Genomic DNA, 24413 nt, shown 5'->3' on the forward strand with positions numbered 1-24413 from the left:
TATGGACATAGTAATTACAGATTTAGAAGAGTTTAGTAAAAAGAGAGCTGTTTACGCAAAGCTTGGAGATTATAAAATAGATGTTAATGATATACCTCTTAAATTAGCCCTTAAAGTAAATAATTATTTTAAGGGCTTGAAAAATGGTGAAGATATTGATCCTGAAATATTGATTGATGAAATAGTCATTCCTCTCATACAAAAACAAAATGCGAATGTAGATAAAGAAAAAATATCAGAAGATTTTAATTATGATCAATTATTAAAATTGATGAATATGGTATTTGAGTCTTATCTTCATGCAGGTGCTGATTCAAAAGAAACAAAAGAGGCTGATACAAAAAATAAAAAAAAAGAAAACTAATAAAAATAGAATTAATAAAGTTATTGGCACATTTAGCTAATAGCTATGGGTGGACAGAAGACTGTATGATGGAGATGAGTTTGCAAAGACTTCTGCTCTATTATACAGCTTCGTTAAATTTGCCTTATATAATTGAAGTAGAAGCACCGCAGGCGGACAGTCGTCAAGAAACAAAATTAAACAATTCTTCATCTGAAATAAAGCAGGGAAATAAAACTATAAGAAGAGAAAAGCAAGGGCTTTGGGAAATAGAAACAATAATAACGGATAATTAAAAAAATGAGCAGCTTAAATGTTAGTATATATGCAGATGCTTCCCAAGCTATTGAGGCATTTGGAAAACTTAAAGATAAAACAACCGACTTAGAAAAAGGCTTTGATAAAATAGGAAAATCTTTTGACAAGTTCGGTTCTTTAGCTACTAAAAGTTTAACTGTTCCAATAGCGGCAGGAACAACAGCTTTTGCATTAGCTACTAAAAAAGCTACTGATTTTGATAATGGAATGCGTGAAGTTCTTACGCTTCTTCCTAAATTAAGCAATGAAGGTTTTGAATCTTTAAAGCAGGAAACTTTGGCTTTTTCTAAAGAACTTGGAAAAGTTCCTGAAGAAGTAGTACCTGCTTTATATCAATCACTTTCTGCAGGAGTTCCTAGAGAAAATGTATTTGAGTTCTTAAAAACTGCAGGCGAAGCTGCTATCGCAGGTGTTGCTGAATTAGAAACTTCAGTTGACGGACTTACTTCTGTTACTAATGCTTATGGCACAGAAGTTCTTAATGCTAATAGAGCTTCAGACATAATGTTTCAAACACTGAAGCTAGGAAAAACAGACTTTACTCAGTTATCTCAATATTTATTTAATGTTATTCCTACCGCTTCAGCTTTAGGAGTGAAGTTTGAAGATATAGGAGCTGCTATTGCTGTAATGACTGCACAGGGTACTCCTACCTCTGTTGCAACAACACAGATTCGTCAGGCTTTAGTAGAACTTAATAAAGAAGGAAGTATTACAGATATAGCATTTAGAGAAATAGCAGGAAAAAGCTTTAAAGAGTTTATAGAGCAAGGAGGAACTTTACAGGAAGCTCTTCAAATGCTTGCAGAAAAAGCTGATAAAAGCGGAAAAGATATTTCTAGTATGTTCAGCAGTGTTGAGGCAGCAAATGCTGGTTTAGCTTTATCTGGAAAGAATGCAGATAAGTTTAAAGATGCTTTAGATCAGATGAATAATTCAGCAGGAGCTACATCTGAGGCATTCAAAAAAATAGATGACGGTCCAGCAAGACAGTTTGAGAAAATAAAAGCTGAGCTTAGTGCTTTAGTAGTAGAGCTTGGAAATAGTTTACTTCCTGCCCTTAATGAAGATTTACTTCCTGTTATGCAAGATAAAATAGTACCTCTCGCTGAAAAAATGATTCTTACTATTATATCTTTAATAAAAACATTCAGCGACTTACCAGCACCTTTGCAGGCTGTAAGTGTAGGCTTTGTTGCTTTAGCAGCAGGCTTTGGTCCAGCTTTAAAAGGTATAGTAGGACTTTCAAAAGGAATAACAGAAGCTAAGAAAACTATATCAGATTTTAAAAATGCTGTAAATGTATTAAAGACATCAGCAAGTTCTATTCAGGCATTAAGCACAGCTTGGAAAGCATTAAATACAGTAATGGTTGCTACTCCTATTGGAATTGTTACAGCAGTTAGTGCAGGTCTTGCAGCATTGGCAGTAAATGCTTATAAGACAGGGCAAGAAATAAGAAAATTAAAAAAAGAACTTTATGATAATTCTACTACAGATACATCTGATTTGATGGGATTAAATAGAGAAGCTGATAATATAGCTTTACTATTTAGAGAATATAACAATTTAGCAAAAGCAAAAAATCTTGATGCAGAGGAAACAAAAAGATTAAATGAATTAACAGAAGAACTTACTTCATTATTTCCAAACTTAAAAACAAAAATGCTTGATGCTTACAGTGTTATAGATGCTAGAAAAGCTAAAGATGAAGATTTCATGACTTCAGAGGAAGCTGAAAAACTAGCTAGAGCAATTGAAAATCATAACAAAGTAAAAGAAGAGTTAAAAAAAGCAGAAGAATATTATAAGAAAGGAATATATCAGGATTTAAATGCATTAGATGGTGCACATGCAGTTCGTCCAGAGTTATTAGAAGAAGCTAGAAAAGAAGTAGAGAAATGGGAGTCTAAGCAGAAGGCATTAAATGCTGAGATTACTAGATTAAATACAAATATTAGAGAAAGAAAAGCTCTTTCAATAGACGGCATTAGTATAACAGATAAAGAAATAGAAGCGAATAATAATTTATCTGCGTCTACTAAAGATAAAACAAAAACTTATAAAGATTATTTAGCTTTACTAAAAAAAGCAGAGGCAGAGGAAAATCGCAGAGTAAGCAACCTTCGTAATATGGGAGCTGAAATCAGCGATGCTGAGGCTTTAGAAGCTAAAAAAGACAAAGTAGGTGCTATACTCACAGAAATGAGTACGGTACTAAACTTAAATGCTAATCAAATAAAATATTTAAGTGATAATTACGGCTATGCATTAGAAGGAATAACAACTGACAGATTTTCTGAATTAGTAAAAGAAATAGAAAATAGTATATCCGCTTATGAAAGAGGCGTTTCTGTTGCTGAGGAGTTCGGCGATAAAGTAAGTGAAGCTGAACAACAGGGACAGAAAAGTGAAATAGTAAGAAGCGGAATAGAAAGCATAACCAATGAATTAGAACTTACAACTGAACAGGTAGAAATATTAAAAGAGAAGTTCGGCGAACTTTGGAAAACACCTACTCAAAGTTTTTCAGATTATTTTAGTGCGAATTGGCTTCAAATGCTTAATGACACTATAGGTTATACAAGTGATTTCTATTCTGCTATACAGGAAATGCAAATACAGGCTATAGAGCTTGAAATAGAAAAAAATGAGGAGAGAAAAGAGGCAGCATTAGAAGCGATAGAAGAAGAAAAAAATGCAAGGCTTGAAGCTATAGGAATAATGGAGGACTCGCAAAAGCAGAGTTTATTAAATGAAATAAAACAATTACAGAATAGGCAAAAAGTTGCTTTAGGACTTTATGAACAGGAAAGAATAAAAGCAGAGCTTGAAGAGAAACAAAAAGAACTAGCTAAAATACAAATAGAAGAAGAAGCCAAAGCTAAGCAGATGGAAGTAGAGAAAAACTATAATAATGAGAAGATGAAGCTAGAATATAATTCGCAAACGGAAAGCTGGAAAATGTCTTTAGTTCAGGCGTCAGCTTCTATGGCACAGGCAGCCATAAGTGCTTTAGCCTCATCAATGGCGGTTCCTTTCCCTGCCAATATAGCAGCTTATGCGACTTTACTTGGAATTATAGCAGCAGGCTCTGTTAACTTGGTAAAATTATCCCAAGCTAAACCGAGTGAACCTAAATACTTGGCAAAAGGCGGACTTGTAGAGAGAAGAAACGGAGGAATTAATGCTGTAATCGGAGAGGGGGCAAGCGATGAAGCGGTTATACCTCTTGAAGATAGAATACTTTCAAAAATAGGAAGTCAGATTTTTGAAGCAAGCAAAGGTGAAGATGGTAGTTATTCTGTTGATACTAATACATCAGAAACTATATTCAATCAGCCTGTTTATTTAATGCTTGACGGCAAGATAGTTGCAAGCACTATGCTTAATTTAAGCAAACGAGGTGTAAAAGTTGTCAGCCAGAGAGGTATATTATGAGATTATTATGTAATAACATATTTAATCTATTTCCGTATATTGTATCTGGAGGCGAAGATGATTTTTTTCCTATTTCTAATATATTTAATTATCAAACTCTGGAAGTTGGAAGATTTAAAAGTGAAGAAGAGGCAAGTTTATTTTTAGATGGAAAAGGTACTATAAACTGTTTTGCTATTTTTAATACCAATATAAAAAATATGAGTATAGAAATAGAAGATATATACGGCAATTTTATTTATTATGATGTTTATATAAAAAATAGTTATGGAGTTTATAATATAGCTCCTATTGAGTTTACAAGAATAAAAATAACTTTTAATAAGAAAGCAGACGGTAATATTATAGAATGCGGATATTTTATTATAGGAGAAGCAGTAGATTTTCCTCCTCATGATAAAACCAAAACGCATACTGTAAATTATACACATGAACAGTATTTTTCTCAAAGCGGTCATTATTTTTGCAGGAGGCTTCCTATCAAAAGTTATGATACTTGGAAAGTATCTTTTCCGTATTTGACTAATGCTGACAGAGAAAAAATCATTAACTTTTTTAATGAAAATAATTTTGAACCTTTTGTACTTCAAGTGTGGATTGAAGAAACTATAATGCCAAATACGGAAAGCGGACTTGGTATATATAATTATAGTAAATATGGTAAAGCAAGATATGGAAGCAGAACAAAAATTAGTTATCCTCACCAAAGGTGTACAGGCGTAAAATACTATATGAAATCAGGACTTTATGTATGTACTAATGAAGAGATAACTTTTAAGAAAGGAAAGAATGATTTATATCAGTATTCTACAGAGCTTACGTTTAGGGAGATAAAATAATGTTTGAGATTATTTATGAACCTTCCTGCATACCTCTTACTATTGAAGAGGGATATAAAAAACAAAATGAATTATTAAAGAAAACTAGATTTTTATATACAGCTTTTGAAGGAATTAAACTTAATCATTTTTTAGACATATATCCTCCTACTTTAATGAAAGGCTCTATTTGTTTGTTTTGTAATTCCATATATGAAAATAAAGAGGATATAGAACTTATTGATAACAGCACAGATGAAGGAAATAGATATATAAGATTAAAGCTATCCAATAACGGCAAAAACTTAATTGCAGAATTGGTTACAAATCTTGATTGTTTTTATAATGAAGAGCTTGGCGGATTTTATAAAGAAGTTAATGGAGAGATATATAAATATATAGCTTACTATATGTATTATGACGGCAATAGATATAATGGATATTATTTAGACAATTATAATAATGAAGTGTATTAAAAAATCAGATTATTATTAGTTTAATTCTTGAATAATAGAATTAAATAATATGAGCCGAGCCAGTTAATAAGTTTTACTTATTCACTCCAATAAGGCGAGGCGAATATAACAATAATGAGGTATATTAATGTTTAATGTAATTAAAGAACCAGTAGAAAATCCAACTAATTTATTAGATAGCTATAGACAGCAGAATATTATTATGCAGAAAATGCGTATGCTTCATACTGCTTTTGACGGTATAAAATTAAATCATTGGAGTGATACAGACAGAGAACTTCCAGATATTTTAGCAGGAAGTATTTGCGAGTTTGAAGGCAGATTATTTGAAACAAATCAAACCATAAAATTGACTGATAATATTAGCAGCGGCGGCGTAATTAAGCAGGATTTAAGATTTATTAAACTTGTTATAGTAAGAGATTCTAATAATAAAGACAATGATTATTTAAGAGCAGAAATAGCAGGCGGATATAGTGAAACAGTCGGCAATGGATTTCCTACTTATGATTATGAGAACAGAGGATTTTATAATTTGGATTCTCAAAGAAGATGTTCAGAAAAATATCTAAGAATATCAATGAAATATGATGCTAATTTAGGCGGATATGTAGAAAAGAAATATTGGAATATTAATGATATAGGAAGAAAAGGTCAGACACTAAAAAGAAAAACAGTGAGCTTTGGTGTTGGTACTCATGAGTTTAATTTTCCAAGTGATGTTAATAGTATTACAGTTCATATATGTTCAGGCGGTGCAGGAGGTTATTATGGTTTATTAGATACAGTTGGAACAGAACCAACAGCAGGCGGTAACTCTCAAATCTTAATAAATGATAAAGTTATTACAACATGTCAAGGAGGTCAAATAGCTATAAAGACAGGTACTATAACTTTTAATGGAGGAAAAGGAGGTGTTCCAAGCGGACAAGGTAAATTAATCAATGGAAATAATGGAACTACTACAAGATATGATGAAAAGAATCCAAATACAGGTGCAGTATTCAGCAATAATACTACTTTGGCAAGCGGTGGAAATGGAGGCAATGGTTCTATAAATGGTTATAGTTCAGGAGGAGGAGGCAGCGGAAGTGCTGCTATAGTAGATATTACAAGAGCTATGCTTGGTACGGCAAGTAAAATAAAAATAATAGTTGGTGCTGGAGGAAATGGAGGTACTAATAGTAACAGCAATGGTGTTGTTGCTAATGGAGAAAAAGGACAAGACGGCTCAGCAGTCATAGAATATATGCAGAAATAAGTTATATAGGAGTAAGTGAGCCGAAGCACATCTATAATTTATTATAGATGTAATTATAGCGTAGGCGAACATAGCAATAGTAATGAAGAGTTTTGCTAATATTATAGAACTTGATATTTCTAGTCCTGATACTAGATTAATATTTGCACCTTTCGGAGGTGTATGGACTGCAAGTATTAATGAAATATACTCATTATACAGCAGTTCTTATTTTAATGAATTATTTAATATTCAAGAAGATGAATTATATAATTTATTTAATATCGGTTCTATCAGTGTCGCCACAGGCGGACAGTCGTCTGATAATGACAGAGGATATATAGAAGTATTTTCTTTAGAGGATCTTTATAAACAGAATAAATCTTATTATCAATATAAAAAAGATAATATTAATTATATAGCTGTGCATTTTAATAACTTTGAAACTCCTTACAGCAAAAAGAATATTATTATAAATATTAAAAGATTATTCTCTACACGTGAATGGCTTGATAGTAATAATAGTTTAATTACTGAATTAAATAATATGTATGACGACTGTCCGCCTGTGGCGATAGAGCCTAAAGTGGAGGAAATAGATACAGCGGATATAGAAGGCGATTCACTTGCATTTGATACTATTCAAACAAATGAAATGTCTGTTACTTTAAGAAATGATGACGGACTTTTTGATGATTTTTCTAATTTATACGGCAATAGATTTTTGGTAAGACAAATATTTGACTATCAAGCGGACAGCCGAATGCCTGCCGATTTTAATAAATCGGCAGGAGCTTATAATGAGGATGGGAGCGTAGCAACAATAAAATATTCTAATATTATATTCTCTGGTTTTATTCAAAAGCCTGAATATTCTTTTTTAGAAACTATAACAATAACAGCATCAGATATAAGAGCTTCTTTTTCTACTGAGCTTCCTAAAAATGTTTTCAGTGAAAAAGAATATTCAGATTTAAAGAACTTCCCAGAGAATGTGCAAAGCGGAGAAGATACTATTGATACATGCAGAACTTTAGCAGCAGGACATGGCATTACAGTAAAATTAAAGCCTATAAAATATTATACTCCTGATATATTAAATCCTGATTTGATTCCTGAAGTAGTTTTTGAAATATGCGACACTTCAAGGAATGCTATAGAAAGTATTGTTAATAGAAATGATAAACTTGATAATAATAGATTGAAGCCTCATATATATTTTATAGAAACCCCAGAGAGTGAAAATGAAATAATAGAAAAAAATGGAACTGTAATAAGCGGAGAATTGGAGATATTTATTCCAGAGTTTAAAGATTATCAAGACGGCAAAGGAAGTCAAAGAGTATGGACTTTAGATAAGGAAAAAGGTCAATTAATTTTTAGGGGAAAAAACCAAGTACATTCTATAACAGATACTAATGACAACTTATATGAGATATATGCAGAAATAGATATACCTCCTTATAAATCTTTAACTTTAATTAGAGAGATTTTAGAAGATTATGAAAACATAGCATATATTAAAGAAAATTATAATATAGAAAATTGGCAGATTGAAGAAGAACGTTCGAGGGAAATAGCAGTTCTTCTTGATAATGATAATAAAAAGACTACACTTGATTTAATAGGAGAACTTTCCTTTTTAGAACAAGGAAGATTAGAAATATACAACAATAAGATAGATTTTATTAGTACAAGATTTCGCAGCAATGAAGCTAAATATAAAATAAAACAGTATTGCATGGGCAGAGTTGATAAAACAGCAGAAAGTGATGAGTATTTATCAAGCTGCAGCATTAAATATGATTTATTAAAATCTACATACAAAAATACTGATTTTGAAGAGGAAGCTAAAAAAAGACATAGAATAAATGCTCATGAAGAGTTTGAAACTCTATTGAAAAGAAAAGAAGATGCAGTAAGTTTATCTAATGAAATAATGAAAAGCAGATATCTATTAAAAGAGTATTATACATTTGAATATTATGAAACTTTAGATTTTCTAAAGTTATTTGATATAGTAGAGATAGAATATAAAAGAGAAGATGAAAGTTATTATATAAAGCCATGCCTTTGTGAAATTATCAAATTAAATATTTTTGATAATGTAATTAAGCTAAGACAAATATAATAATAAGGAGTTTATATAATGACAGCATTATGCGTTAGAAATCTTGGAGAAATGCCAACTGAGGATATAGCTTATAGGAAAGATCCGTATTCCAGCATAGACTTAAAATTAGATATAGAAATTGCAGCAAAAAAACTTAATATAAAAAAACCATTCTCTGTAAATGATACTTTTGTCATAGCTGATTATATCAATAATAATATGGAGGATTAAGAATATGAAGGATTTAACATGCAATATTTGCGATAAAAGAAATTCCTGCAAACAATTATGTAATGCTATGGAAAAAACTTTAAATAATACTATAAGCAAAAATAAATCTTATTCTGAAACTACTGTTAAAGACTATAATTTATATGTGTCTGATATTGATAATATTTCTATATATACTCATGGACTTTCTGATATTGAACATAGAGATGTGAAACGCATAATAATAGCTATATTAACAAAAGATCAAATAAAATTATTAGAATTATATTCACAAGGCTATACACAAAAAGAAATAGGCGAAAAATTAAATGTAACCCAAAGCAGCATATCTCAAAAATTAGAGGCTATAAAAAGAGAATTAAGAAGCTCAGTTGTTCAGATACTGCCTTATGTTGTTTAAATGAATTATCCTTATATTTTTTATTATAAGTATAAATAAAGATATAAGGATAAATTATGTCAAAAAATGATATAAAAGAACTTACAAAAAAGAAACTTCATTAATAGAAAAATATATAAAACTAAAAAATGAAGAGAAAAAAATAAAGAAAATATTGAGGCTTTAAAAGATGATGTTCTTGAATTATTAAAAGAGCATGAAGGTAAAGTAGTTCATAACGGATATAACATATCAATGCATGAAAATACATCATATCAATACAGTGAAGCTATAGTGAATATAGAAACAGAGATTAAAGTATTAAAACAAAGAGAAGTAACACTACAGATAGCAAAAGAAAAACAAAAAACTGAATATATAAAAGTATATGAATTACAAAACAAAAATAAAGAGGCTTAATCTATGCTAAATGAAAATATATTAAATAAAATCGGTATAAATAAGAAATGGCTTTTACCATTAAATAATGCTTTTCAAAAACATGGTATTACAGACATAAAAGAAGCTTCTATGTTCTTGGCACAAACAACTCATGAAAGCAATAATTATAAAAGACTTGAAGAGAGCTTCAGATACACTCCGCAAAGGCTTTTTGATGTATTTAAAAAAAGAGTTGGAAGTTTGGAAAATGCTAAAAAGTTATGTAGTAAGGGAGCTGAGGCTATTGGCAACTTTGTTTATGGCGGTCGTTTAGGTAATACAGAAGACGAAGGCTATAAATATAGAGGCAGAGGCATTATTCAGCTTACTGGAAAAAATAATTATAAAAAATATGGTAAAAAAATAAATGCTGACTTAGTTAATAATCCAGACCTTGCCAAAGAGCCTAATAATGCTATAGAGATTGCATTATTATTTTGGAAGGAGAAAGGCTGCGGTTTACTTGCACGTCAAGGTGATGTGAAAGGAGTTACCAAACTTATTAACGGCGGATACAATGGACTTGAAGACAGAGAAAAAATATATAAAAATATACTGCAGGTTTTAGTTTAATGGATTTATATACTTTTATTTCAATAATAGCTGGTTTAATATCTTTTATTATTTTACTAAGATTTTTATATTATATTTTTGGAAATCTAAAAGAAAAAATGAAAGATATTAATATTGAAGCTAAACATAAAGATGGACATCAATTTAATATTAATTCCAATTTTGATAATAATGTAAAAGAAGTAAAGAAAGAAATATTAAATAGTGATTCTATAAATGAAGAGAAACTTCTTAATAATCTTAATATAAAAGTTCCTACTCAAAAAGAATATGATTATAAAGAAGCGATAAAGAAATATAAAGCTGAAATATATAATTTGAAAAATAAATATATTAATAAAACAATATATATAGCATTCTTATATATTGTACTAAATTGGGAGACATATACACGTAAGATTTTTAGAAAAGTAATTTTTAAAAATGGTATTGGAAAGTATGAAGGACAAAAATATTCTGATTATAAGCAAGAATATATTAATAATATTGTACTTACTTTTAATCAATTATTACAGAGAAGTGAAATCAAAAGTCTTAAAAATAAAGAGCTTAAAATAATACTTGATACTAATATGCTCTTATTTAATGCTGAACTTAATAGAATATTTGATGATATCAAAAATAGACATATAGATGCTGAAAAAAATAGAATAAAAGTAACTACTCTATCAATAGATAATTATAAAAATAATAAAGAATTAATTGAAAATGATTTAAAAAGTATAAATGATTTTAATGAGACATTACGTGAAATTGAAGACAGTATATTAAATAAAGATATTAAAGAGTTAAAAGAGTTTATCTTAGGTAATTTTTTAAGTATGTTAAAAAATAATTTTAAATAGGGTGTTATATGAGTTTTATAGAAAAGCATAATGCCAATAAAAAATTAAGTATCTATACAAGCATAGTTACTTTTATTTTAGGGGTTGTTTGGGTTAGTGTTAATCTTATCTGGAGAGGTAGAACAGTTGCTAAAGAAGAAGCTATTGCTGTTGTAATAATTTTCCTTGGTCTTAATGCAGTTAGTTTTGGAAGTGATTTAAGAGGTTTTTTGAAGATATTAAGAAATAACAATACTAATGATGATAAAAAAAATAATAATGAAAAGGAGTAAGCAGTGATTCCAATAATAACGGGCTTTTTGTCCAAAATAAACAAAAAAATCATTATAGCAGTCATAATGGTTTTAATAGTTTCTATTTTTATAGTATTAATAGCTGCTAAAGACAGTGAAATACATAAAAAAGAAAAAGAGATTGCACAGTATCAGGAAGATATTAAGGGATTGGAGCTTAATAATCAAACGCTTCAAAATGAGATACTTTTTATTAAAGAAAATGAGAAGTTTCAAAATAGTTTTAGTAATTCTAGTATTATGATTAAAAATATAGATGAAGAATTGCTGACAAGGACAGAGAATGAAACATTTAATAATATATCTAATAATTTTTATAAGTATTTTAATGATATTAACTTCATGCAGTACAAAAATAAAATATGTCAAAGTACCGCTTTCTACGCCTCCAGAAATATTTATTATAAAAGCTGTTACAAACAGACAAGATTTAATGAGAAGATACCAAGAAAGTATTATAAAAATTGGCGAATGGCAGCTTTGGTATAATGTGCAAGTTTCTAGTAATTACTATTTTTATAAATAAAATCTTAAAAGCAGGAGCTTTATTATGTCTTTAGAAAAACCTGAAAACTATAAAGAAGTGCCAGCCCTGCAGGATGGTGAAACTGTATTTGCTGAGGATCATAACCAGATATTAGCAAATATAGAGAAGTTAAAAGGCGGAAAACCTAATGAAGCTCCTGTATCTAATCTTAAAGAATTAAAAACTCTTTTAAATGATATATTAGCAGGGAAAACTCTTACAGCAGCACAAGTAACTTTTGATAATGAAGAAGCTAAATTAATATATAAAAAATATAATTTTCCAAAGTTCAAAACAAATATAAAGACTATTAACTTAGTATTGACTGATAAAAATGGAAGCAGCGAATATACAGCAGTTATAGAAAAAGAAGAAAATCATTATAGAATGAAATCTATAATCAATAATTTTACTGCAAATAAAATGGTATGCTTAATAATTAAAAGTATTAATGGAAATGAAGATTTATATTATAAATATAGTGTATTAGGACAATTCTTTGATATAAACAAAAATACAATATATGAATTAGATTCAGATGAATGCATAATATCTGATATGGATTGTCCATTTGTATTTAATTTGTCTGTTAATGCAAGTAATTTAGTATTGAGTATAGTTAAGTCTAATTTTCAAATTGAAATACCAAATACAAACTATAATATTATTTTAAATATTAAAAATAAGCAGCTAAATAAATTAGATAGTAATATATATTTTTTATTTATAGGAAGTATTAATCCTTTTAAACTTAAATTAATAAAAACAGATAATAATAAAATTAAATTAAGAGGTCATTATATTTATAAAACTAGTTTAATTCCTCCTATCTGTTATAGTCCAATTTTAGAAAATTATTTTAATATAATTAGCGATAATAATGAGCTAATCAATACAGAAGGTATCACCTCTAGTTCTGGAAAGCCTAAGAAGTTCGGCTTTATGAAATATAATAATATACCAAAGACTTATTACTTACAAATACATAATGAGGACAATTCAGAAATAGATACTAATGAAATAATAACTTTTGATTTGACTCCTGATAAAAATGCAGAAGCAGAAGTAAAAGAAAAAGTAATAGAAACTGTGCAGGATGCTATAGAAGTGTTAAGCGATACATACTATGGTACTTTTGATTCCAATATTACAGAGCCTTCCGACCCAGAAACGCCTCCTGTTCAAGAAGATACTCCTAACAAAGAAGAACCTCCTAAAGAACCAACTTATGATTTTCCAAAGTTCAAAACAGAAATACCAGAGACTATAGAGTTTATATCAGGTGGAACCCATAGCGGATATGTTATTAAAACACTTATAGCAAAAAAAGATGATGGTAGCTATGTATTACAATATAAATATATTGTTCCCTTTCAAACTATTAGTCAAATAATGTTATATCAAACTGATATTAATTTATATAAAAATTATAGCACAATTAATCAATTTTTTGAAACAGTGGCTGAAAATGAAGAAATTTATTATGATGCTTTAGAAGGTGAAATAGTTTGGGAAGAGATAACTAATATAAAAGAATTGCAAAATAATCCTAATGCCATACTTCCAGACGGCAGTTATAATTTTGATTTAATAGAAACAAGACCTTTACAAGTACAGTCTAAATTTAAAATACAAAAATCTATTGGTACTGTCATTCAGCCTATTTTAATGATAAAAAATGAGGCTTTGGAAGAAATACAATCTAGTACTTCCTATGTACTAACTCTCAATATAAAAAATAGAGTATTAAGAAATGATGATACTAATATATTTGCAAGTTCTTATGGATTTTTGAGTAATCAAAAAGCAATAGATTTTTATCATCTTAGATTTGAACAGGATAATAATATAGTAAAACTAAAAGGAGAGTATATTATAAAAAAAGAAGATGTAGGTTATCTCATAGCTTTTTATAGCCCTATTATAGAAAATTATTTTGATACTTCTGATATTAATTCTCTTCATGAATTAAAAAATACAAGTGGTATCACCTCCAGTTCTGGAAAGCCGTTAAAATTTGCTTTTGCTAAAACTAATCAAACAGAATTAGAAGTTCCTCCTTATCTTTTATTCATAAGATATCAAGACGATACAGATATACAGTTAGGAGAAACAATAACTTTGAATCTTACACCTGATAAAAATTACACACTTGATCTTATGAATTAATTTTTAGTAGTTGATGGCTATAAAAATAATGTTGTATAAAATGAATACTAAATTAAAAGGAGATAAATAAATATGTTTAAGTTAATATTAATTTTTTTAATAGGTGCTATGGTATTTTTTACTTTCATTGGAATAGTAAAATACTATAACAAGTTTATGAATGAAAAAGAAGGAACATTTAAAGAGAGGTTAAAAGCTCTCATTAAAGAGAAAACTTCAATATATTATTTTATTAAATTAACTTATGGCTGTGTGATGTTTTTTATAGCTGTAATTTCCTAATACTATAGATGCTAATAATTAATAATTTCTAATATTTTTTACTATAAGTGTATACTTTTTTTAATAGTATTTTCTCTTACTAATATAAATAACACCAAAAGCCATATTAAAAACATTATCTTATTAAAACAGCATTTATTTTTAATAAGATGATGTTTTTTATATTGTTTTATATTGAAACGGTGCTTGTCTAAAGGCTGGAACTTTTTAGTTTCAGCCCATTTTTTATCTTATATTATAAATATATAATTTATGTATATATTCTATATATTCTCCTAATGACATATTATATTTTTTCGCATCATTCCTAATGTCATTAAAATTATTTTTTTCTACTAAAACTCCCCAAGTAATTTTTTCTGTATCTTCTTTCATTGTTAATTTAGATATATTTTTTATATTTTTGCATGTATTATGTATCTCTTCTATATATTCTCCTAATGACATTTTATAATTATGAGCATATTTCTTCATCTCTTCAATAACATTTTTATTGCCGTAAAATCCTAGATAAACTTTTTTCTCCTTTTCTATAGGAAGTATTAATTCTATAATATCTTTAGTTTTATTCTTTTTTATTTCTTCCACTTTTTATTCCTTATATATTTTTTATCTATACTTTATAAAAAATATATAAGGAAATATGAAATAAATAAAAAAGGTGTAACTAGATGTTACACCAAAGATAATAAAATTATAATAGTAGATTATATAAAATAAAGATAAAAGTTATTTACTATTAGTTTATAATAAAAAATATTATTTTCAATAAAAATTAATATTATAACTTTTTATTTTCTATACTTTCTAAATATCTTTTATGAATAGCCTCTATATATTCGCCTAAAGACATATTGTACCTTCTTGCATAGTCTTTCATTTCATTAATACACTCTTCTGGGGCTGTAAAAGCCCAGTGTAATTTTTTTGGTGATTTTTTTAACTCTTCTTTTTTTCTAATTCATTAGTCATATACAACTCCTTGATATTATTTATTTTAATATTATAATTTTTAGTATCAGACATACCCTAATATGCCTGATACTTTTAAGGATTTTTTATCCTTTGAAGATTTCGTATAAGGCAATTACGGCGTTCGCAATAACTGTGATTGCCTTTAATATTTTATAAATATTCATGCTCCCTCCTTTTTTTATTTAGTAAAAATATTTTTTTTATCAGATTAAAAAAATATTTAATGAAAAATTATTTAAGCCGATAATATTATTGCTCAGAAAAATTAAAAACAGTTTAAAAACTTTTTATTTGAAAAGCCTGTCTTTTATAGACAGGTTTATTAAAATAAAAGGAGCTGTTTTTTATGAAAACGCTAGACTATCTAAAATTATATGATAACAATAATTCTAATTTAATCATTCAATATCTTGAATATATAAAACTTTATAAATCAAAATCAACTCTACAGACTTATTCAAGTTCTATAAAAAATTTCTATGATTTTTTATATTTTTATTACGATAATAGACTGTCTAAAAATATACAATTATACAATACTACGGTTATGTATAATAAAGTAGATAGAAAATGCATTGAAGACTATATCGCTTATCAAGTTAATAAAAATCTTAGTGCCGATGTTATTCACTGCAGAGTTATGGCTGTCAAAAATTATTTTAAGTATTTAGCGAAATTAAAGAAAATAAGCACGGAAACTTTTTTTGATATTTTTGATGAGCTTAAAACTCCGAAGATAATCGTAAAAAATCAGCTATTAATAAAAGCAGATGAAACGATTAGCATTACAAAAAAGATAAAAGAAAAATCAGAAAGTTTTGCAGATGAGAGAAATATATTCATGCTTTTGCTGATGTCTAACACAGGCATACGCCGTAAAGAGCTTGCCTGCATAGACATCGAAAATATAAACCTATCTAATAATACCATAACTATTTATAAAACAAAAGGGGATAAACCAAGAATTATTTCTTTTTCTAATTCTATAAAATCTAAGCTATTTGAATATTTAAAATTAAGAAAATCTATATTAAAGCAAAGAAATAAAATACATAATATGCTATTTATTAAAACAAACGGCGAGCCTTTGAATATAAATACTATAAGCACAATAATGCATTTCATTTCTAAAAAGACAAATACAAAAGTTACATGTCATTCATTAAGAAGAGGCTTTGCAACCGACATGGCAGAAAACGGAACTGACATTTATGTTATATCAAAAATGCTCGGTCATCAAAATATTAATACAACAGTGTCAAGATATATTTATGTTTTGGCTGGAATGATAAAAGAGGCTATGGAAAATCATCCGTTTGCTAAGTTTGGATATAGTACGAAAAAAGACTGTATTAAAAAAGACATTAAAACAAATATGCTTGAAGAATGGAAAGACTTAACGTGCAGAATGAATCAAATATTAAACAGTTTTGAAAAAATCGAAAAGGATTTTAATAGAGCTTAAAAGATAGGCTGTAATCTCTAGGAAGATTACAGCCTTATGGATTAAAACTATGAATAATAAAATTATAATACTATTTTAATTAATATAAAAAATATTAGAAAATATCAGTCCGCAAAACATAAAAAAATTGCATACATATATATAGGTTCAACTATCATTTTGTTAAGTAGTACTTAATAATGTGGTGGGTAGTACAGTCCACTTTATTAAGTTATATTTAATAAAGTGGTTGGTAGTACAGCCCACTTTATTAAGTTATATTTAATAAAGTGGGGTATGAGTTTAAAGATATTTAAAGACATGTTAAAGATTAACCTAATGATTATTTAAAGACTTTAAACTAACTAACTGACTTATGCAGATTTTTATTTTTTGAATAATTGCTGAAATAAAAAAAATATTTGAAAGCTGTTGCGATAATATAATGCAAATCGTAGCTTGAGGTATTTATTACAATGCCTTTATTTGAAGCGTAGAGCCTCATTTTTAGGGACTTTTTTATCTAGGTATACATTTATATATACTTTACTAAAAATCACTCTTTACAGCAGTATTTTAAATTTTTAAAAAAAATGTTTTTTTGTTGACTTTAAAATTATTTTGTGTATATTAGTAATTGCCAAACAAATTATAAAATGCATCAAAAAAACAAAAGCCTGAGAAACTTTTGTAAGCATTAAAGGAAAAAAATATGAAAGCAGATAGAGGTATAATACTATCTTCTAAGGAGCTTTATGCTCTAAAGAAAAATAACAGTAATTGTTCTTTAATTTTAATAAGCTCGAAATGCGGTACAAGTGTGAACAACTATCGCTCAAATAGTTTTTTTCCTGCTTGTATTTTGTTTGGCAATAAAAATAAAGCCTTGTACCGCTTTCTATATATTTTTTTGATTCTAAAATTCGTTGAAATAATAATTTTTAAATACTAGAAAGCAAAATATAAAAATTGTGAGCGTATAGCAAATTTATTTGCTATACATTTTTAGCGAACAATTTTTATTAGCAATAATAAAAAATAATAATTTATAGTAGTTATAAAAAATAAGGACTGTATAAAAACAGTCCTTTATTTATATATTTTTAATAATGCATTACTTATTATATGTTAGGCTTGCTCTTGTAAGTAAATCTACTACTTCGGTATTGCCATTTTCCATAGCATACATTAGAGCAGTCTTTTTAAATTTATCCAAAGTATTTAGATGAGCACCTGCATTAATCAAATATTCTGCTGAAATATAATCTCCATTTTCAGCAGCAAACATTAAAGCAGTTTTTCCATCATTATCAGCAATATTTAAGTCTGCTTTATTCATAATAAGTGCATTAACAGCATCACTTTTTCCTGAAATAGCAGCCCATATTAAAGCTGTTCTGCCGTCTCTCATTTTGAAGTTTATATCAGATTTTCCTATAAGTAATGATGATATTACATCTGTTAAGCCTAATGTAGAGGCTAAGGCAAGAGGCGTAATATTTCCATAAGGTCCATAAGAAGCTACTACATTGGCATCAGCACCTCTTTCTAATAAAATCCTTGCAATATCATTATTTCCTCTGGCTATAGCATAGAATAAAGCATTAGCACCATATTCATTTATATAATTTATATCACTGCCCTTGTCTAATAATAATCTTACTATTAAATCATGATTATTAAAAGAAGCTACCATTAAAGGAGTCATATTATAATTTATTCCATCATCATTTCCGCTTCTATAAGTTCCCATCATTCTTAAATCGGCATTAGCATTAACTATCATTTCAACTATGCTGTAGTATCCTTTTCCTGCAGCCTGAAGCAATGCTGTTGTTCCGCCGTTTATTTTTATATTAGGGTTGGCATTTTTAGCAAGCAGATAAGAAACTATATCAACATATCCTGCATCAGCAGCATAAATTAAAGCTGTTTTTCCATGTATGCATGTGAGATTAACATTGGCATTTTGAGATAGAAGGAGAAGTACAATATCCTTATATCCTTTTGAGGCTGCTGTGATTAAGGCATTATGTCCTTGATTATCACCAAAATCTATAAAATTTGAAATAGAGCCTTGAGATATTAATCTTTTTATGCCGTTAGTATCTCCTGCATTAGCATAATCTAATAATTGATCCAATCTTCCTGTATTAGGTGTTTGGGCAAATAATACAAAAAAAGTATTTAAAAATATTAAAATAAAACTTAAATAACGCATTTTTAATTCTTCCTTAAAGTATAGAATTTTCGCTGTTATTAAATTTCGGAATAAGATATATTAATTTTTAATTGCTTTATGATTTATTTTTTGTATTATTTAAATAATATTTATAAAGTTCTTTCTTGCTTGAATATAGACTTACCCCTTTTATAGGGCTTATTTTTAAAGTTATTGTGGCTAATTTAATCTTTCTTAAACTATTAATATATAAATATCTTTCTCTTATGGCATTTATTATATCAATGCTTATCCCTTTTTCATTTGCTCCGTAATTGTAATATTGATAAACCTCTTTGCTTTCTTCTATGCCATATTTAATATCATTAATTATTTTAAAAAAGTGATTTTCTGTGAAGCGGCTTGTAAATATAATAAGTTCTAAATCTTTATAATTATTTTCATCTGTTATAATATTGCTAAGTATATTATTATATTCCAATATTATTAAATCGGTATCTCTGGCACTATTCTCATTTTTTCTTTCACATTTTAAAAATACATCTGCTATTCCTATTTTATTTTCTTCAAAGATTTTTTTCTTCTTGATCTTATTAAAAATAAAATCATCTCCATTTTTATAATCTATATCAAAGCAGTCAGCAATTATTTTCCAAAACTCGCTTCTTTTGCTTGAATAATACCAAGCATTATTTTTCTCTTTTATGCTTAATTTGTTAAACTTTTCTTTATTAGAATATAATGGGACAGGGAAAGTACCCAATATTAAAATTTTCATCTTATTAGGAAAGAAATTAATATCATCAAATACATGTTTTTCAATATTCATTTTTTTATTATCCAAATAATTATACAGCTTATTATTATTATAAGTCCTAAAATTCCTGTGAGTATTCTAACTCCAATCTCTCCGAAAACTTCATATATACCTATCATGAAATTTGAGCTGTTATTGTTTAAAAGCCAATTCCATTTAAAAATTGCAGCCAGAATAAACATAAGACCTATTAATATTCCAAATATATACGGACATTTTTTTATATAATTTACTAAACTTTCCATGGTTAATAATTATATTATATTTATATATAAAAGCAAAATTATTTAATTTTTTAAATTTCAATAACGCACGGTGAGTAAAATTTTATATATAATTATAATTTCTATTAATAAGACATTCAATAATTATAATGGTATTCTGCGTGCGGTGAATGCATTATTAATTTAAAAAAAACTTGGGTGGGCAGCAAAAAAATTCTAATTGAATTATAAAGAAATAAAGAATTAATATTAAAAAATAAATTAAAAAACCTAAAGGGTGGGGAATGAAAATAATTTTTCAAACTTTATTTTAATTGCCCGCCCTTTAAGATTTATTATTATAATTTGAATTTTAGTATTAATTATATTTAAAATCTAATTATAAATTATAGCACCCACCCAAACGATTTTTAATTTTTTATCTGTTTAACGCACGGGTAATTATATTTCCTAATATAATGAAATTTGAATTGTAAATATATTCATATTTTTAGCTTTATTCTGCGTGTGAAGTTTAAAGCAATAAATTTAAAAAATCTTGGGGGGAAACATAAATAACAGATAAAATGAAAAAGAAAAATGATATCAAAGTAACAGTGAATTTAAAAATCCTAGAGGGTGGGGTATGAAAATAATTTTTAAAATTTTATTTTAATTGCCCGCTCCCTTTAAGATTTATTATTATAATTTGAATTTTAGTATTAATTATATTTAAAATCTAATTATAAATTATAGCACCCGCCCAAATGATTTTTAATTTTTTATCTGTTCAACGCACGGGTAATTATATTTCCTAATATAATGAAATTTGAATTGTAAATATATTCATATTTTTAGCTTTATTCTGCGTGTGAAGTTTAAAGCAATAAATTTAAAAAATCTTGGGTGGGAAACATAAATAACAGATAAAATGAAAAAGAAAAATGATATCAAAGTAACAGTGAATTTAAAAATCCTAGAGGGTGGGGTATGAAAATAATTTTTAAAACTTTATTTTAATTGCCCGCTCCCTTTAAGATTTATTATTATAATTTGAATTTTAGTATTAATTATATTTTAAATCTAATCAGAAATTATATCACCCGCCCGAACGATTTTTAATTTTTAATCTGTTCAACGCACGGATAATGATATTTTTTAATATAATTAAATTTGAATAGTATATAAAATTTATATTTTTAGTTTTGCTCTGCGTGCGGTATATTAATCCTGATTTACTAGCTTTTCTTCACTCCCATTTACCTTGCCGTCTTTATCCACTTTAACTGTAAATATTTTTGAAACGCCTTTCTCTTCAGCAGTTATTCCATAATAAGCATCGGCTATAGTAGCAGATACTTCATCATGCGTAATGATTAAGAATTGAGTTTTGTCAGATAGGTTTTTAACCATGTTTTTGTATCTTATAATGTTCGCTCCGTCAAGTGCTGCATCCACCTCATCAAGTATACAGAAAGGACTAGGACGGTATAGAAATATTGCAAATACTAAAGCAAGCCCTGTCATAGTAAGCTCTCCGCCTGAATATGATATAATATTTTCCATTCTCTTTCCCGGAGGCTGAGCAAATATATCTATAGGACTATTTAATAAATCCTCTTCATTTTGTATTTTAAGTCCAGCATTTCCTCCGCCGAATAATATTTTAAATGTCTCTGAGAATTTTTTATTTATTTCATTAAATGTTTTTAGAAAATCTTCACCGGCTTTTTTATTGGCATCGGCTATAATTTTTAATATTTCCTCTTTTGATTTTTCTAAATCTTCTTTTTGTTTTGTAAGAAATTCAAATCTGTTTTTAGCTTCCTGATATTCATCAAGTGCCATCTCATTTATATGACCTAGATTCTTTATTCTTTCATTTATAGTATTTAGTTTATTTTTATATGATTCTTCATCTATTAAGTTCTGAGTATTTTCTTCAAAGTCTTTTAAGTTAAGAGCATAGTTTTCATAGAAATGAGTATAAATATCTTTTATTTTGTCATTGCTTTGATTTATTCTCTCTCCAACTCTTGTTATATTTTCATTTATTTCATTAAGTCTTTTTACTCTTTTTGCTAAACTAGTTTCAAAATTTGATAATGCAGATTCAGCTTTTTTTATTTCATTTGCTTTATGTCTGGATTCGCTTTCTGTTTTTGATTTTTTCTTTTCTAATTCTTTATAATTAATTGAGTTTTCTTTATATTCTTCATTAAGTTTTTTATATTCTTCTTCTAATCTGTTTATTTTTTCATTGAGTGAGGCAAATTCATCTTCTATCATCTTCATACTTTTTAATATCATTTCTTTTCTATCTTCAGATGCTTTTTTATTAGTTTCGTATTTTGCTCTTTCTATTGTTAGGGTAGTGAGATTAGCATTTCCTCTATTAATATTATCTGCAGATATTTTTATTTCATTATTTATCTCTTCAATTTTCTCTACATTATTTTTTATAAAACTTTCTAAATCAGCAATTTCCTTGTCTATAGCTTCTTTCTGCATATAAGTACCTTCCTTGTCAAAAAGCAAATCTACAAAAGGATCTTTTATTTTAGTATACTCTTTAAATATACCTTGCAGAAATAATGCATCTTTTTTCTCTGTATCTAAACTTTCTCCTAAATTTCTTATAAAACTGCATAATGAATTGTAGCTAAGTTCATTTAAATTTGATAATACTCCGTCTTCTTCAAATTCTTTTATAGTGTTCATTTTTATATTTATAGCATTAAGAAGATTATTAAAACCTATATCAATATCGCTTTCATGCTTTCCTATATTCTGATAAAAACTATTGCCCATTACATCTTTTTTCTTTTCATCTATCTCTGTGATTATTTTGTTTATAACTTCTAATTGTCTTTCTCTTGCATCAGCAATTTTTAATGCAGCATTTTGATTCTCATTTGTTAAGGCCGATATTTTATCATTTAGAGCAGCTATTTTATTTTGTTCATTTGCAATATTAGTTTCTTCTGCTTCTTGTTCCTTAAGAGATTTTTCTATATTTTCAGCTATAGTTTTTACTTCTTCTTCAAGTTCGGCTATTTGATTTTTATCTTCTTCTATTCTTTTTAAAAGAGAGTTTTTCCTGTTAATAGTTTCATCTTTTTCTTTGCCGGCATTATCAAGCTGATTTTTTAATTGATTTGACATCTTTTCTATATGAGTAAGCTCTGTCATTATTAATGAAACCTGTTTATCAAGCTCTATAGATAATGTTCTTGTTTCCTCAAATTTTAAAAGCTCTTGCTGTTTCTGTTTGTCTAAATCCTGAAGTTCTTTTTCTAATTCTGATTTTTTATTTGTATGTTCTTCAAGGCTTTTATTCTGCTCTTCTAAAGTGATTTTTAATTTTTTTACTTGATTAACATTTAAACTTATATTTATTTTTTTCTGCTCATCTTTAAGATTATAATATTTTTCAGTTCTTGCTGCCTGTTCTTTTAGAGATTTATAATGTTTTTCAGCATTCTTTATTTCTATTTTAACATTATCAAGATTTCTTTCGGATTCTTCTAACTTTTTAGCAGCTTCCCTTCTTCTTTCGAGATATTTGCTTATTCCGGCAGCATTTTCTATTATGCTTCTTCTCTCTTCAGGTCTCTGTTTTGCTATTTCGGAAACTGTACCCTGCTTAATAACAGAGTAGGCATTTTTTCCAAGTCCGGTGTCCAAAAACATATCAACTATATCTTTTAATCTTACCTGTTCATCATTGATATAGTATTCTGATAATCCTTTTCTATAGTACTTTCTTGTAACTATAACTTCATCTGTATCATATTTTTTTATCCATCTTGATTTATTATCTAAAGTGAGTGCTACCTGAGCAAGTGAAGATGGTTTTCTGGTATCAGTACCATGGAATATTACGCTTTCAAGACCTTTAGCACTGTCAATTCTTAATCTGCTTGCGGACTGCTCGCCCATAACCCATAGGAAAGCTTCTACTATATTGCTTTTACCTATTCCATTTGGTCCAAGCACTACAGTAACGCCTTCATTAAATTCTATATTTGTTTCTATGGCAAATGATTTGAATCCGTGCAAATTAAGATTCTTTATGTACATCTCTTTTCCTAATATTAAGTGTATATTTAATAATTATACAATTCTATTAAAAAATAATCAATTAATTTAATCTATAATATATAAAAATACTGTAAATTTATTTATTTTTCTATGTTAATATCCTTTATCATTTTCGGTATAATGCATGGTAAATATGAAGATTATCATAATTTTGTTATAATAAAATATTAATTTATATATTAGCAAATTATCAGCAGATA

The 24413-nt window shown here is 27.5% G+C and carries 22 protein-coding genes; 17 read left to right on the forward strand and 5 right to left on the reverse strand.

All coding sequences use genetic code 11. The annotated features are described in order from the left end of the window. Nucleotide 1: 1 nt before the first annotated feature. From BHAMNSH16_RS07935 to BHAMNSH16_RS08010, 16 genes are all read left to right on the forward strand, one after another. On the forward strand, nt 2–364 hold the full coding sequence (locus BHAMNSH16_RS07935; protein ID WP_008728089.1) for a hypothetical protein: 363 nt from the start codon (nt 2–4) through the stop codon (nt 362–364). Nucleotides 365–387: 23 nt separating this feature from the next. Beyond that, on the forward strand, nt 388–639 hold the full coding sequence (locus BHAMNSH16_RS07940; RefSeq protein WP_241033580.1) for a hypothetical protein: 252 nt from the start codon (nt 388–390) through the stop codon (nt 637–639). A 4-nt stretch (nt 640–643) separates the two neighbouring features. Further along, on the forward strand, nt 644–4102 hold the full coding sequence (locus BHAMNSH16_RS07945) for a phage tail tape measure protein (RefSeq protein WP_008728087.1): 3459 nt from the start codon (nt 644–646) through the stop codon (nt 4100–4102). Then, on the forward strand, nt 4099–4941 hold the full coding sequence (locus tag BHAMNSH16_RS07950) for a hypothetical protein (protein WP_069731957.1): 843 nt from the start codon (nt 4099–4101) through the stop codon (nt 4939–4941). Before BHAMNSH16_RS07945 ends, BHAMNSH16_RS07950 begins: the two co-directional genes overlap by 4 nt. Then, nucleotides 4941–5396, forward strand: a complete 456-nt coding sequence (locus BHAMNSH16_RS07955; protein ID WP_008730247.1) for a hypothetical protein — start codon at nt 4941–4943, stop codon at nt 5394–5396. Before BHAMNSH16_RS07950 ends, BHAMNSH16_RS07955 begins: the two co-directional genes overlap by 1 nt. Nucleotides 5397–5523: 127 nt before the next feature. Continuing rightward, nucleotides 5524–6657 (forward strand): hypothetical protein, encoded by a 1134-nt coding sequence (locus tag BHAMNSH16_RS07960; protein ID WP_008730245.1) that lies wholly within the window; start codon nt 5524–5526, stop codon nt 6655–6657. 82 nt (nt 6658–6739) lie between these two features. Continuing rightward, nucleotides 6740–8767, forward strand: coding sequence for a hypothetical protein (locus BHAMNSH16_RS07965; RefSeq protein WP_088859744.1), 2028 nt, complete (start codon nt 6740–6742; stop codon nt 8765–8767). A gap of 18 nt (nt 8768–8785) precedes the next feature. Continuing rightward, complete coding sequence (locus BHAMNSH16_RS07970) at nt 8786–8980, forward strand: hypothetical protein (protein ID WP_069732114.1); 195 nt, start codon at nt 8786–8788, stop codon at nt 8978–8980. A 4-nt stretch (nt 8981–8984) separates the two neighbouring features. Continuing rightward, entirely contained in the window at nt 8985–9380 is a 396-nt protein-coding gene (locus tag BHAMNSH16_RS07975; RefSeq protein ID WP_069732113.1) for a sigma factor-like helix-turn-helix DNA-binding protein, read from the forward strand. Between the two features lie 234 nt (nt 9381–9614). Further along, complete coding sequence (locus BHAMNSH16_RS14550) at nt 9615–9779, forward strand: hypothetical protein (RefSeq protein WP_008730241.1); 165 nt, start codon at nt 9615–9617, stop codon at nt 9777–9779. Nucleotides 9780–9782: 3 nt separating this feature from the next. Beyond that, on the forward strand, nt 9783–10373 hold the full coding sequence (locus tag BHAMNSH16_RS07985) for a glycoside hydrolase family 19 protein (protein ID WP_088859745.1): 591 nt from the start codon (nt 9783–9785) through the stop codon (nt 10371–10373). After that, nucleotides 10373–11218, forward strand: a complete 846-nt coding sequence (locus tag BHAMNSH16_RS07990; RefSeq protein WP_069732134.1) for a hypothetical protein — start codon at nt 10373–10375, stop codon at nt 11216–11218. The genes BHAMNSH16_RS07985 and BHAMNSH16_RS07990 overlap by 1 nt, the downstream gene beginning before the upstream one ends. An 8-nt stretch (nt 11219–11226) precedes the next feature. Next, nucleotides 11227–11490, forward strand: a complete 264-nt coding sequence (locus BHAMNSH16_RS07995) for an endonuclease (RefSeq protein WP_069732133.1) — start codon at nt 11227–11229, stop codon at nt 11488–11490. Nucleotides 11491–11493: 3 nt separating this feature from the next. After that, nucleotides 11494–12000 carry a hypothetical protein gene (locus BHAMNSH16_RS08000; RefSeq protein WP_206193845.1) on the forward strand — a complete coding sequence of 169 codons (507 nt, stop codon included), beginning with the start codon at nt 11494–11496 and terminating at the stop codon, nt 11998–12000. A 61-nt stretch (nt 12001–12061) separates the two neighbouring features. After that, a complete protein-coding gene (locus BHAMNSH16_RS14395) occupies nt 12062–14206 on the forward strand; it encodes a hypothetical protein (RefSeq protein ID WP_008732663.1) in 2145 nt (714 codons plus the stop codon). Between the two features lie 72 nt (nt 14207–14278). Continuing rightward, nucleotides 14279–14488 carry a hypothetical protein gene (locus tag BHAMNSH16_RS08010; protein WP_008732661.1) on the forward strand — a complete coding sequence of 70 codons (210 nt, stop codon included), beginning with the start codon at nt 14279–14281 and terminating at the stop codon, nt 14486–14488. 225 nt (nt 14489–14713) lie between these two features. On the opposite strand, the gene BHAMNSH16_RS08015 is transcribed toward BHAMNSH16_RS08010, so the two are convergent. Next, a complete protein-coding gene (locus BHAMNSH16_RS08015; protein WP_008728557.1) occupies nt 14714–15076 on the reverse strand; it encodes a hypothetical protein in 363 nt (120 codons plus the stop codon). Between the two features lie 733 nt (nt 15077–15809). Between BHAMNSH16_RS08015 and BHAMNSH16_RS08025 the strand changes: the two genes are divergently transcribed. After that, a complete protein-coding gene (locus BHAMNSH16_RS08025) occupies nt 15810–16928 on the forward strand; it encodes a tyrosine-type recombinase/integrase (protein WP_008728778.1) in 1119 nt (372 codons plus the stop codon). A gap of 1093 nt (nt 16929–18021) precedes the next feature. Here BHAMNSH16_RS08025 and BHAMNSH16_RS08035 read toward each other — a convergent pair. The 4 genes from BHAMNSH16_RS08035 to BHAMNSH16_RS08050 form a co-directional block, all read right to left on the reverse strand. Further along, on the reverse strand, nt 18022–19128 hold the full coding sequence (locus BHAMNSH16_RS08035) for an ankyrin repeat domain-containing protein (RefSeq protein ID WP_008728779.1): 1107 nt from the start codon (nt 19126–19128) through the stop codon (nt 18022–18024). Between the two features lie 76 nt (nt 19129–19204). Continuing rightward, nucleotides 19205–19918, reverse strand: coding sequence for a uracil-DNA glycosylase family protein (locus tag BHAMNSH16_RS08040; RefSeq protein WP_069732131.1), 714 nt, complete (start codon nt 19916–19918; stop codon nt 19205–19207). After that, a complete protein-coding gene (locus BHAMNSH16_RS08045) occupies nt 19915–20151 on the reverse strand; it encodes an Imm17 family immunity protein (protein WP_069732130.1) in 237 nt (78 codons plus the stop codon). Before BHAMNSH16_RS08045 ends, BHAMNSH16_RS08040 begins: the two co-directional genes overlap by 4 nt. Nucleotides 20152–21333: 1182 nt before the next feature. Beyond that, entirely contained in the window at nt 21334–24192 is a 2859-nt protein-coding gene (locus tag BHAMNSH16_RS08050; protein WP_069732129.1) for a chromosome segregation SMC family protein, read from the reverse strand. Nucleotides 24193–24413 lie beyond the last annotated feature (221 nt).

Origin of the sequence: Brachyspira hampsonii (assembly GCF_002214805.1) — a bacterium.
Lineage (GTDB): Bacteria > Spirochaetota > Brachyspiria > Brachyspirales > Brachyspiraceae > Brachyspira > Brachyspira hampsonii.